Origin of the sequence: Salinicola halimionae (assembly GCF_003206065.1) — a bacterium.
In the GTDB taxonomy this organism is placed as follows: domain Bacteria; phylum Pseudomonadota; class Gammaproteobacteria; order Pseudomonadales; family Halomonadaceae; genus Salinicola; species Salinicola halimionae.
In genome coordinates this window covers 286974-298540 of sequence record NZ_PZJQ01000004.1, presented here as the reverse complement: position 1 = coordinate 298540, position 11567 = coordinate 286974, and the positions used below count along the sequence as shown (strand labels likewise).

The 11567-nt window shown below is 60.6% G+C and carries 11 protein-coding genes; 8 read left to right on the top strand and 3 right to left on the bottom strand.

Translation table 11 applies throughout. The annotated features are described in order from the left end of the window. The first annotated feature begins 29 nt into the window (after positions 1 to 29). The 3 genes from DOM27_RS07335 to DOM27_RS07325 are packed head-to-tail and all read left to right on the top strand — an operon-like array spanning position 30 to position 2572. Complete coding sequence (locus DOM27_RS07335) at positions 30 to 731, top strand: CoA transferase subunit A (protein ID WP_110655396.1); 702 nt, start codon at positions 30 to 32, stop codon at positions 729 to 731. A gap of 1 nt (position 732) precedes the next feature. Further along, positions 733 to 1380 carry a CoA transferase subunit B gene (locus tag DOM27_RS07330; protein ID WP_110655395.1) on the top strand — a complete coding sequence of 216 codons (648 nt, stop codon included), beginning with the start codon at positions 733 to 735 and terminating at the stop codon, positions 1378 to 1380. Between the two features lie 16 nt (positions 1381 to 1396). Then, positions 1397 to 2572: an acetyl-CoA C-acetyltransferase gene (locus DOM27_RS07325; protein ID WP_110656378.1), complete on the top strand. Its 1176-nt coding sequence runs from the start codon at positions 1397 to 1399 to the stop codon at positions 2570 to 2572. 101 nt (positions 2573 to 2673) lie between these two features. Here the strand turns inward: DOM27_RS07325 and DOM27_RS07320 are convergent, their stop codons facing one another. The 3 genes from DOM27_RS07320 to zwf all read right to left on the bottom strand — a co-directional run bounded on the left by DOM27_RS07320 (position 2674) and on the right by zwf (position 5578). Continuing rightward, positions 2674 to 3336, bottom strand: coding sequence for a bifunctional 4-hydroxy-2-oxoglutarate aldolase/2-dehydro-3-deoxy-phosphogluconate aldolase (locus DOM27_RS07320; RefSeq protein WP_110655394.1), 663 nt, complete (start codon positions 3334 to 3336; stop codon positions 2674 to 2676). A gap of 66 nt (positions 3337 to 3402) precedes the next feature. Further along, positions 3403 to 4107, bottom strand: coding sequence for a 6-phosphogluconolactonase (gene pgl, locus DOM27_RS07315; RefSeq protein ID WP_110655393.1), 705 nt, complete (start codon positions 4105 to 4107; stop codon positions 3403 to 3405). Further along, positions 4094 to 5578: a glucose-6-phosphate dehydrogenase gene (zwf, locus tag DOM27_RS07310; RefSeq protein WP_110655392.1), complete on the bottom strand. Its 1485-nt coding sequence runs from the start codon at positions 5576 to 5578 to the stop codon at positions 4094 to 4096. Before zwf ends, pgl begins: the two co-directional genes overlap by 14 nt. Before the next feature lie 241 nt (positions 5579 to 5819). Between zwf and hexR the strand changes: the two genes are divergently transcribed. The 5 genes from hexR to DOM27_RS07285 all read left to right on the top strand — a co-directional run bounded on the left by hexR (position 5820) and on the right by DOM27_RS07285 (position 11539). Then, positions 5820 to 6680, top strand: coding sequence for a transcriptional regulator HexR (hexR, locus tag DOM27_RS07305; protein ID WP_110655391.1), 861 nt, complete (start codon positions 5820 to 5822; stop codon positions 6678 to 6680). Positions 6681 to 6807: 127 nt separating this feature from the next. Beyond that, positions 6808 to 7662: a putative selenate ABC transporter substrate-binding protein gene (locus DOM27_RS07300; RefSeq protein WP_110655390.1), complete on the top strand. Its 855-nt coding sequence runs from the start codon at positions 6808 to 6810 to the stop codon at positions 7660 to 7662. A 6-nt stretch (positions 7663 to 7668) separates the two neighbouring features. Continuing rightward, the gene (locus tag DOM27_RS07295) at positions 7669 to 8391 is read left to right on the top strand and encodes an ATP-binding cassette domain-containing protein (protein ID WP_110655389.1); all 723 of its coding nucleotides are present in this window, start codon (positions 7669 to 7671) and stop codon (positions 8389 to 8391) included. After that, positions 8388 to 9884: a PhnE/PtxC family ABC transporter permease gene (locus DOM27_RS07290; protein ID WP_110655388.1), complete on the top strand. Its 1497-nt coding sequence runs from the start codon at positions 8388 to 8390 to the stop codon at positions 9882 to 9884. The genes DOM27_RS07295 and DOM27_RS07290 overlap by 4 nt, the downstream gene beginning before the upstream one ends. A 572-nt stretch (positions 9885 to 10456) precedes the next feature. After that, the gene (locus DOM27_RS07285; protein ID WP_110655387.1) at positions 10457 to 11539 is read left to right on the top strand and encodes a type I restriction endonuclease; all 1083 of its coding nucleotides are present in this window, start codon (positions 10457 to 10459) and stop codon (positions 11537 to 11539) included. Positions 11540 to 11567 lie beyond the last annotated feature (28 nt).

Sequence of the window (11567 nt, the reverse complement as noted above, 5' to 3'; positions counted from 1 at the left end):
GCGCGACATCCGTTTCAGGACAAGGACACATGAACAAACTGTTTGGCAGCGCCGATGACGCGCTGGAAGATCTGATAGAAGACGGCATGACCCTGGCCGTCGGCGGCTTCGGCCTGTGCGGCATCCCCGAATCTTTGATCGTCGCCCTGCGCAACACGGGCAAGAAGGAACTGACGGTTGCCAGCAACAACGCCGGCGTCGACGGATTCGGCCTCGGGTTGCTGCTCGAATCGCGTCAGATCAAGAAAATGCTTTCGTCCTACGTCGGCGAGAACAAGGAGTTCGAGCGCCAGTATCTTTCCGGCGAACTAGAGCTCGAATTCTGCCCGCAGGGCACGCTGGCCGAACGCTTGCGCGCCGGCGGCGCCGGTGTCGCCGCCTTCTTCACCAAGACCGGCTACGGCACCAAGATCGCCGAAGGCAAGGAAGTACGAGAGTTCGACGGCGAGCACTACGTGATGGAGCGTGGCCTCCCGGTCGATGTCGCCCTGATCAAGGCCCAGGTCGCCGACAAGGCCGGCAATCTGCGCTTCAACAAGACCGCCCGCAACTTCAATCCGTTGGCCGCCATGGCCGGCAAGATCTGCGTGGTCGAGGTCGAAGAGATCGTCGAAACCGGCGCCATCGATCCCGATGACGTTCATCTGCCGGGAATCTTCGTGCACCGTATCGTGCACAACCCGACGCCGGAAAAGCGCATCGAGAAACGCACGCTCAGGGAGGTGAACTGAGATGGCCTGGACCAAGGAACAGATGGCCGAACGCGCTGCAGGCGAGCTGCGTGACGGCTTTTACGTCAATCTCGGCATCGGCCAGCCGACGCTGGTGGCAAACTATATCCCCGACGGCATGGACGTCTGGCTGCAGTCCGAAAACGGCCTGCTCGGGATCGGTCCGTTTCCGACCGAAGAGACCGTCGACCCCGACCTGATCAACGCCGGCAAGCAGACCGTCACCGCCCTGCCCGGCTCGAGTTATTTCGACAACGCCGATTCTTTCGCCATGATTCGTGGCGGCCATGTCAATCTGGCGATACTCGGCGCCATGCAGGTTTCCGAGCACGGCGATCTCGCCAACTGGATGATTCCCGGCAAGATGGTCAAGGGCATGGGCGGGGCCATGGATCTGGTCGCCGGCGTGCAGCGTGTCGTCGTGCTGATGAGCCACACCGCCAAAGGTGAACACAAGATTCTAAAAGACTGCAGTCTGCCGTTGACCGGCGTGGGTGTCGTCGATCGGATCATCACCGATCTGGGCGTGATGGACATCACCGACCAAGGCCTCGCATTGGCCGAACTCGCGCCAGACGTCACCCTCGAGGAAATTCGTGAAGCCACCGGCTGCGAACTGATCGACCAACGGGAGACGACCCATGTCTGAAGAAACGGCAGCCGCCATGCGCGATGTGGTCATCGTCGCCGCCACGCGCACCCCGATCGGCGCCTTCCAGGGAGGCCTGTCGAGCGTTCCCGCCGTGACCCTGGGAGCGACCGTCATCCGCCGCGTGCTCGAAGGCATCGACCCGGCCGGTATCGACGAAGTGATCATGGGCCACGTGCTGCGCGCCGGTCTGGGCCAGAATACCGCGCGCCAGGCCGCGATCGAGGCCGGCCTGCCCGACAGCGTGCCGGCAATGACCGTCGATAAGGTCTGCGGCTCGGGACTCAAGGCCGTGCATCTGGCCGTCCAGGCGATCCGCTGCGGAGACGCCGAAGCGATCGTCGCCGGCGGCATGGAGAGCATGAGTCTGGCGCCCTACGTGCTGCCCAAGGCCCGTACCGGGCTGCGCATGGGTCACGCCGAGCTGCTCGACAGCATGATCAGCGACGGCCTGTGGGACGCCTTCAATGACTATCACATGGGGATCACCGCCGAGAACGTCGCGGAACAGTGGGATATCTCCCGCGAGGCGCAGGATGCCTATGCCGCCGAGTCCCAGCGGCGTGCCTCGCAAGCTCGCGACGGCGGACGCTTCGACGCCGAGATCACGCCGGTGAGCGTGCCGCAGCGACGCGGCGATCCTCTCGTGATCGCACGTGACGAGCAACCCCGTGACGGCGTCACGGCGGAGTCGCTCGGCAAACTCAAGCCTGCGTTTTCCAAGACCGGCAGCGTCACCGCCGGCAACGCCTCTTCGCTCAACGACGGTGCAGCCGCGCTGTTGATCATGAGCGCCGAGCGTGCCGAGACACTTGGGCTACCGGTTCTGGCGACCATTCGTGCTTATGCCAATGCCGCCGTCGACCCGGCCACCATGGGCATCGGCCCGGTGCCAGCGACTCGCCGCTGCCTGGAGCGGGCCGGCTGGACCCTCGACGAGCTGGACCTGATCGAAGCCAACGAAGCCTTCGCCGCCCAGACGCTGGCCGTGGCCAAGGATCTGGGATGGCGCGATGACAAGGTCAACGTCAACGGCGGCGCCATCGCGTTGGGCCACCCCATCGGTGCCTCAGGCGCGCGCATCCTGGTAACGCTGTTGCATGAAATGCAGCGCCGCGACGCCCACAAAGGGCTGGCGACACTGTGTATCGGTGGCGGCCAGGGCGTGGCAACGGCGATCGAGCGAGCCTGACCGCCAGGCTCCCGCTCATCGAGACTCAAGCCGGAAAAGCGAAGGCCAGATCCATGGATCGGGCCTTCTTTATGGTGCCGTCATTGCTGGTCAGCGAATCATCAACGCGGATAGCGCTGCGTCGCGGCCCGCGTCAGTTCGGTAATACCTGCCCAGTCTTCGCTGTCGATCAGCGATTTCGGTGCCATCCAGGAACCGCCCACGCACATCACGTTGGGCAGCGCCAGATAATCCGCGGCGTTGTCCACGGTAACCCCTCCGGTCGGGCAGAACTGCGCCTCCGGCAGCGGGCCGCCGAACGACTTCAGCGCCTTGGCACCGCCGTTCGATTCCGCGGGGAAGAACTTGAAGCGACGGTAGCCGTACTCCCACCCGGTAACGACTTCGGTAACGGTGGCCACACCCGGCAACAGCGGTACGCTGCTGCTGACGCCGTACTCGAACAGAGCCGGCGTGGTTCCCGGCGTCACCACGAAGTCGACACCAATCTCCTCGGAGAGTCGATACTGATCGAGGCTGAGCACCGTCCCGGCGCCAACGATCGCATCCGGCAGCGCTTGCTTGATCTGCTTGATAGCCTCGACCGCACAGTCGGTACGTAGCGTGATCTCGAGCACGTCGAGACCGCCGTCGACCAGCGCCTTGGCTAGCGGCACGGCGTGCTCGAGATGCTCGATGACCAGCACCGGAATGATCGCGCCAGAGCGACAGATCGCATCCAGACGCTCGGTTTGGGACGTGGGCAAGCGTTGTTCGGATGACATACGAGAATAACTCCTTTGAAAGAGATCCGGCGCCTCATCACCTGACGGCAGGCACCGGATGGCGCGCTAAGGCGCCCAATATAGGGTCAGTGGGCAGGTCAGGAACGCCCGGATCGGCAGTTCGCGGACGTCGTCTCCGCTGAACGCCTGGGCCAGCACTGCCTTCTTGGCATCACCGACGAGATGAAGGGCATGGCGACGCGCATCGTGCAGGCGCGCTGCGCTCAAGGTAATCCGAGGTTGCGACACGCTGGGTGCTCGCACAGCCACGACGCTGTCATCGGTACTCAACGCCAGGGATAGCTCGCCGCTATCCGGGAACAGCGAAGCAGTGTGCCCGTCATTGCCCATGCCGAGGACGACCAGACTGGCTGGCCAGGGTAGCGCCGCCAGACGCTCGGCAACGGCCGCCACACCTTGTTCCGGAGTAGGATCGCCCGTCGTCAGCGAATGAAACGTCGCTGCCGACGCCAGGCCGACGAGTAGCGTTTCCCGGACCAGACGGGCGTTGCTGTCGGGATGATCCGCAGCCACCCAGCGTTCGTCGGCCAGCGTGATGTCGACGCGTGACCAATCCAGCGCCTGCTCGGCGAGACGCTGGAAGAACGGCAGCGGTGTCGACCCGCCCGAAACGACCAGCAGCGCGCGCGGCTGGTCGACGAGATCCGCCGCCAATGCCCGAGCGGCGGCCTCCGCCAGCTGGGTGGCGATCTGCTCGCGCGGACGCTCGGGCTTCTTGATATCCGTAGACTTGATATCAGTAGTCTTCATACCAGGAACGTCCGTCCTGAGTGATCATCGCAATGGAAGCGACCGGCCCCCAGGAGCCAGCCGGATAGCGACGCGGCGGGATGTCGCGCTTTTCCCAGCCGTCGATCAACTGATCGACCCATTTCCAGGCGTATTCGACTTCATCGCGACGTACGAACAGATACTGCTGGCCTTTCATCACTTCCAGCAGCAGGCGCTCGTAGGCATCCGGAATACGCTCCTTGGGGAAGGCGTGGTTGAAATCCAGGTGCAGCGGGCCGGGGCGCAATCGCATGCCCTTGTCGAGACCGCCATCCTTGGTCAACACCTGCAGCGCGATGCCCTCTTCCGGCTGCAGCCGGATCACCAGCTTGTTGGCGGCCAGATTGCGCTGATCGGGATCGAAGATGTAGTGCGGCTGCTGGCGGAAATGAATCACGATCTGGGAGAGCTTTTCCGGCAGGCGCTTGCCGGTACGCAGATAGAACGGCACGCCGGCCCAACGCCAGTTGGCCACTTCGAGGCGCATGGCGACGAAGGTCTCGGTGGTACTGGAGGTGTTGGCGCCCTCTTCGTCGAGATAGCCCGGCACGCTCTCGCCTTCCATGGTGCCGGCCACGTACTGCCCGCGCACCACGTGGCGGTTGAGATCTTCACCTTCCAGCGGCTTGAGCGCCTTGAGTACCTTGACCTTCTCGTCGCGAATGGCATCCGCATCGAGATTGGCCGGCGGATCCATCGCGAGCATGGTCAGCAGTTGCAGCAAATGGTTCTGGACCATATCGCGAAGCTGACCGGCCTTGTCAAAATAGCCCCAACGCCCTTCGATGCCGACCTGCTCGGCCACGGTGATCTCGACGTGCGAGATCTGGCTCTGGTTCCACTGGTTGCCAAACATCGGGTTGGCGAAACGCAGTGCAATCAGGTTCTGGACGGTTTCCTTGCCCAGATAGTGATCCATCCGATAGATGCGCGACTCGGGGAACACGGCGCCGATTGCATCGTTGATCTCGTGGGAGGATTCGAGATCGTAGCCGATGGGTTTCTCGACCACGACACGGGAGTCATCATCCAGGCTGCCACTCTGCTCGAGATTGGCGCAGATCGCCCCGTAGATACTCGCCGGCACCGCCAGATAGATTGTCAGCGGGCACTGATCGTCCGGGCTCAGGGCATGCCAGTCACGAATCTGTTCGTAGCCGTCGACGGTGTCGAAATCGAGTCGGGAATACTCGAGCCGCGCCAGAAAGCGATCGAGACATCCCTGCTCGAGCTCCTTGGTCTTGACGCGTTTCTTGAGCATGTCCAGCACCAAGCCGCGAAAGCTGTCGAGGTCATGTTCATGACGTGCCAGCCCCAGGATTCGAGTGTCGGGGCCTAGTAGACCGTCGCGGTCCAGATGATAGAGCGCGGGATAGAGCTTGCGCATTGCCAGATCACCCAGCGCACCGAACAGTGCCAGATCCACGTTGGGCGTTGCATCTCGAGTCATTGCCTCCCTCCGCTAAAGTCAAAAGTCGTTAATTTACGAATAAAATACGCCACTCATGTGACATTTGACATTCTACTTCGTAACTAAATTACCGATTTCACCTCAGTATACCGTGCTGCAGCGTCCCAGGCTGACGTTCTCCTAAGTATCGATGCTTGGCGCACCTGTCGGCAAAGGCTAGGATGCAGGGCCTGCTTGATGAAAACCCTAGTCATTCCGCTGCAAGGAGACGCGCGTAGCCATGGCAGTCCACGATCTCATTGCCCGCATTCGTTCGCGGGTCGACGAACTGAATCGTTCGGAGCGCAAGGTCGCCGACGTCATCCTTCAGGATCCCGATGCGGCGATTGGCATGAGCATAGCCACTCTGGCACAGGCTGCCTCAGTGAGCGAACCCACGGTCAACCGTTTCTGTCGTAATTTCGAGACCAAGGGTTACCCGGATTTCAAGATTCAGCTGGCTCAGAGTCTGGCGGGCGGCACCCCTTATGTCAGCCGAAGTGTCGAAAGCAACGACAACGCGACGGCTTATACCGACAAGATCATCGGTGCGACCATTGCCGCGCTGGACGAGGCCCGCCGCGAGATCGACCCCAAGCGGATCGAACGAATCGTCGATCACCTTTCCCAGGCGCGTCAAATCAGCTTCTTCGCCCTCGGTGCTTCGGCCCCGGCGGCGTTCGATGCGCAGAACAAGTTCTTCCGTTTCAACCTGCCGGTTGCCGCCTACAACGACGTTCTGATGCAGCGCATGATCGCGGCGGCCTCTCATACCGGCGATGTCATCGTGGTCATTTCCTACACCGGCCGAACTCGTGATCTGGTCGAAACCGCCCAGATCGCTCGTGACAGCGGTGCACTCGTCATCGGCATCACCCGCGACGGCTCGCCACTGGCCGAGGTGTGTACCGATATACTCCCCGTCGATCTGCCGGAAGATACCGAAGTCTACATGCCGATGAGCTCGCGCATGCTTCACATGGCGCTGATCGACGTCCTCGCGACAGGAGTGACGCTGCGCCGGGGCGAATCGTTCCTGCCCCACCTCAAGAAGATCAAGGAAAGCTTGCGGTCGACCAAGTTCGCGCCGAAGGAGCCATGAGCGTATTCCGCAAATACCCCAATGCCGTGGAGAGATTCACGATTTTCGGCGGCCACTCGCGGCTTAATACCAACACCCGAATCCGGTTATCATGAGCACCTTCTGACACCAACGAGGTCGTTTTCTCATGCGCTGGATGCTTGCTCTGGTTCTGTTGCTCGGTTGTTCGGCCGCCAACGCCGCCGACACCTTCCGCTTCACGGCGATTCCGGACGAGGATCAGTCCCGCCTGGTCGAGCGCTTCTCGAAGGTCGCCGACTATCTCTCCGAGCAGCTCGGCGTCGATGTCGAATATGTACCGGTGACCTCCTACGGCGCCGCGGTCACGGCCTTTCGTAACGATCAGGTGCAACTGGCCTGGTTCGGCGGGCTATCCGGCGTTCAGGCGCGGCAGCTGGTGCCGGGGTCGAAAGCCATCGCCCAGGGCAAGGAAGACGCCGCATTCAGCAGTTACTTCATCGCCAACACCGCGACGGGCATCGAGCCGGAGCAGGATCAGCTCCCAGAATCGGTCAGCGGCCATTCGTTCACGTTCGGCGCCAAGACCTCCACGTCCGGCCGCCTGATGCCCGAGCACTTCATCCGCCAGCGCTTCGACAAGGCGCCCGATCAGGTCTTCTCGCGCGTCGGTTTCTCCGGTGATCACACCCGCACCATCGCACTGGTGGAATCCGGCACCTACGACGTCGGCGCCGTTAACTTCACCGTGTGGCAGGCGGCCGTCGAGGACGGACGTGTCGATACCGACAAGGTCGAAGTGATCTGGGAGTCTCCCACCTACCCGGACTATCAGTGGACGCTGCGTGGCGATGCCGACGAGCGTTACGGCGACGGCTTTACCGACAAGGTTCAGAAGGCGCTGCTCGACATGACCGACCCCGCCCTGCTGGAAAGCTTTCCGCGTTCGGGCTTCATTCCCGCCAGCAATGACGACTACGGTCCGATCGAATCGGTGGGGAAATCCATCGGCGTGTTGCGCTGATATCTCATGCCGTTACTGAACTTCGACAACGTTGACCTGGGGCACGGCGCGAACATCGTGTTGCCGGGGCTGACGCTATCGTTTCAGATCGGCGAACGCGTGGCGCTATTGGGGCAGAGTGGCGCCGGCAAATCGACGCTGCTCGCCGAGATTCGCCGCCGCCTGGGCAATACCGCCGCCTGGTGCCCACAAGGGCATGGCCTGGTGCCGCTGCTTTCGGTTTACCACAACGTCTATATGGGGCAACTGGAACGCCGCGCCGCACTGGCCAATCTCTTCAACCTCATTAGACCCCGACGCGATGCCTGGCAGGCCATCGAGACATTGACGCAGGAACTGGGTCTCGAGGGATTGCTACGCCGCCCGGTGGAACAGCTTTCCGGCGGACAGCGCCAACGCGTGGCAATCGCCCGCGCGTTCTATCAGCAGCGCGAGATTTTCCTGGGTGACGAACCGCTGGCCAGCGTCGACCCCCATCAGGCGCTACGCCTGCTGGAACGTATCCAGGCTCGCCACGCCACCAGCATCGTCGCCCTGCATCAGCACCGTCTGGCGCTGAGCCACTTCGATCGAGTCATTGGATTGCGTGACGGCCGAGTGGTGCTCGATGCCCCGGCCCGCGAGCTGACGCTGGCAGGCCTCGACGCCCTTTACCCGGATGCGGCCAAGACGAAGGTTGAAGCAAAGGACGAGACGAGGGACGAGGACAGGGCAGCCCCGGCGACATGAATGCCCCACCCGGTTTACTGCGAGGCAAGAGCCCCGGATTGACGCTAGCGCGCCGTTCGCTGGCACTGATCCTGCTCTGTCTACTGCTGCTCCCCTTCGCCGATCTCCGGGTCATCGCGGTCGACCCTTGGGGAGAGCTTTGGCGCATGCTCCAAGGTTTCGTCTGGCCCGACTTTTTCGCCCTGGAAAATCCGTTCTATGCGATCGCACTGACCGTCAGTGTCGCCCTGTGGGGCACCTTCATCGGTGCGTTACTGGGTTTCCCACTGGCACTGCTGTTTCATCATTCGCGATTGATACGCGGCTTCTGCGCGTTCGTGCGCGCCATTCATGAACTGTTCTGGGCGTTGCTGTTCATCCAGGTCTTTGGCCTCTCGGCGGTCACTGCCCTCGCCGCGCTGGCGATTCCCTATGCCGGCATCTTCGCCAAGGTCTATGCGGAAATCCTGGAGCTCACGCCCAGAGCGCCGACCGACGCACTGCCCAGCGGGGTCGACCGGCTGTCGCGCTTTCTCTATGCCGAGCTACCGCTGGTCTGGGATCGTCTCGCCAGTTATACCCGTTACCGTTTCGAATGTGCCATGCGCGCCAGCGTGCTGCTCGGCTTCGTGGGGTTACCGACCCTCGGCTTTTATCTCGAAAGCGCCTTCCGAGAAGGGCGCTTCGGTGAAGCCGGCGCCCTGCTATGGGTGTTCTACGCGCTGATCGCCACGCTACAGTGGTGGGGGCACCGCCGCCTGCTGCCGATACTGCTGATTGGCGCGGTGTTCTGTCTGGGACCGTGGCCGGATGTGGATGGCGACCTGCTGTGGCGCTTCGTCAGTCAGGATCTATGGCCCGCACCCCTGCTCCACGGCGATCTGGCCGGCATGGGCAGCTGGTTGGCCGGCCTGCCCGAACTGCTGCCGGCGATCGGCAATACGTTGCTGCTGGCACTCATGGGCACCGCCGGCAGTCTGGTCCTGGCCCTGCTGCTGTGGCCGCTGGCCAGCCGCCATTTCGGGCGGCCATGGCAGCGCGTTGGCGGGCGGCTGATGCTGGTCGTGCTGCGCTCGACGCCGGAACTGATGCTGGCGTTCATCTTCCTGCTGATGCTCGGGCCTTCGATGCTGCCTGCATGGCTGGCGCTCGCCCTGCACAATGGCGCCGTGATCGCCTTTCTGGTGGCGCGTCATGCCGACGGCCTGAAAACCGGAATGACCGACCTACCGGCTTCCGGGCGCTACGCCTACGAACTGCTGCCCAGGCTCTACCCCAACCTGCTCGCGCTGATCTGCTATCGCGCGGAAGTCATCATGCGCGAGACCGCCCTGCTCGGCATGCTCGGTGTCGCCACACTCGGCTTCTATATCGATTCCAGCTTCCAGTATCTGATGTTCGACCACGCCTTCTTCCTGCTGCTGGTGACCGCCATGCTCAACATCGGCATCGATGTGATCTCCCGCCGTTTCCGCCCCCGCGAGGTTCCGCTGGACGATCCGTGTAGTCGTTAGCACCTCTCAAGTACGGCGCGCTGCTGACGCAAGGCGCGGAAGGTCGATGCTGTGGGTGGTGAAGGCATGCACTCTGTCAGCCCAACGAAAGCTATTGTCCATTTTATAAAGGCGTCCATTATTAATGGACAATTCATAACATTGGGCACCCGCGATGAAGTCAGAAGTTGCGGATGCTGCGACGAGCGCTTCCTAGCGGGAAGCAGGCCTCACGGTTTCAATCGACACGCATTCAAGAAGGCCAACAATCTGGTCGGCATGGGCACCACCGGCAGTCTGGTCCTGGCCAACTGGCCTTGCCGTTTGGCCGGCCGCCATTTTTGGGCACCCGTGGCAGCGCATTGACGGGCGGCTCATGCGGACCTCGTCGGCGAGGATACTGGCGTTCACCCTCTCCACTTCAGACTACAGCAGTATGGATTCTCACGAACAAACGTGAAAAAGTAACACAATGTATCAAAATAGCTTTATTTGACCAAAACACGAAGAGCCATCGTTATTATCTGCGTCAACTTCGATAGCTCTCAATGTTCGCGATAACTAAAACCAAAAATCATAAAGGACAGGGACATATGGACATTCCACAGAAAATTGCCGCTCTCGCCAGCCGTGCAAGAGAACAACTGGACCATATCGTAAATGAAGAATCGACCAAAAACGCGATGGTCATGCCTTTCATTCAAAGCCTCGGGTACGACGTCTTCAACCCTACTGAAGTTTTGCCGGAGTTCACCGCAGACGTCGGTTTGAAGAAGGGTGAAAAGGTTGACTACGCAATCAAAAACGATGGGGTTCTGTCCATTCTCGTGGAATGCAAACCGCGCACTACAGACTTGGCCAACGCCCAGTTCAGCCAGCTATATCGATATTTTAACTGCACCGAAGCCAAGTTCGCCATCCTGACCAATGGCATCGAGTATCGATTTTACTCTGATCTCGATGATACCAATCGCTTAGATACCAGGCCTTTCTTCACTTTTCGTCTGGCCGATTATAACGAGCGTGATATCGAAGAACTGAAAAAATTCGCAAAACCTGTGTTCGATGTGGATGCCATTCTCAGTACTGCCAATCGTCTGAAATATACTAATCTCGCCAAAGTATCTTTCGGAAAACTGTTGAAAGAGCCGCCGCGGGATTTCATCAAGTTTCTTGCCCAAGATTTTTACGATGGTCGAATGACTCAGCAAGTATTGGATGAGTTCACCCCGATCGTCCGAGATGCAATGTCTCAATACATCAAGGAGCAGATTTCGCAGCGCCTGAAATCGGCACTGGCCAGCACAACGGGAGAAGAGCCAACGACAGGCACCGATACGTTACCAAACACACTCGATTCAGAGACTCCAGTAAAAGCAGAAGACGACATCGTAACGACACAAGAGGAGATCGACGGCTACAACATGGTGAGGGCTATTGTCTCCAGTGAAGTCGCTCCAGAGCGCGTCTTTATGCGAGACGCCAAGACTTACTGCGCCGTCCTACTGGACAACAATAACCGTAAACCGATCTGCCGCCTGCATTTCAATTCAAAAACCCTGAAACGGCTTGAACTATGGGAAAATGAAAAGCAGGTCAAACACGATCTTGCGGCACTCACGGACATCTTTAGCCACAAAGAGGCGCTTTTGACCACGATAAAAAGCTATCAGTGAATTAAAATTATTCCGGCTAACTGATTTG

Excerpts from the sequence above, each read along its gene's own strand:
- DOM27_RS07285 (WP_110655387.1), top strand. The coding sequence starts at position 10,457 with ATGGACATTCCACAGAAAATTGCCGCTCTCGCCAGCCGTGCAAGAGAA.
- DOM27_RS07290 (WP_110655388.1), top strand. The coding sequence starts at position 8,388 with ATGAATGCCCCACCCGGTTTACTGCGAGGCAAGAGCCCCGGATTGACG.
- DOM27_RS07335 (WP_110655396.1), top strand. The coding sequence starts at position 30 with ATGAACAAACTGTTTGGCAGCGCCGATGACGCGCTGGAAGATCTGATA.
- hexR (WP_110655391.1), top strand. The coding sequence starts at position 5,820 with ATGGCAGTCCACGATCTCATTGCCCGCATTCGTTCGCGGGTCGACGAA.
- DOM27_RS07295 (WP_110655389.1), top strand. The coding sequence starts at position 7,669 with ATGCCGTTACTGAACTTCGACAACGTTGACCTGGGGCACGGCGCGAAC.
- DOM27_RS07325 (WP_110656378.1), top strand. The coding sequence starts at position 1,397 with ATGCGCGATGTGGTCATCGTCGCCGCCACGCGCACCCCGATCGGCGCC.
- DOM27_RS07300 (WP_110655390.1), top strand. The coding sequence starts at position 6,808 with ATGCGCTGGATGCTTGCTCTGGTTCTGTTGCTCGGTTGTTCGGCCGCC.
- zwf (WP_110655392.1), bottom strand. The coding sequence starts at position 5,578 with ATGACTCGAGATGCAACGCCCAACGTGGATCTGGCACTGTTCGGTGCG.
- pgl (WP_110655393.1), bottom strand. The coding sequence starts at position 4,107 with ATGAAGACTACTGATATCAAGTCTACGGATATCAAGAAGCCCGAGCGT.
- DOM27_RS07330 (WP_110655395.1), top strand. The coding sequence starts at position 733 with ATGGCCTGGACCAAGGAACAGATGGCCGAACGCGCTGCAGGCGAGCTG.
- DOM27_RS07320 (WP_110655394.1), bottom strand. The coding sequence starts at position 3,336 with ATGTCATCCGAACAACGCTTGCCCACGTCCCAAACCGAGCGTCTGGAT.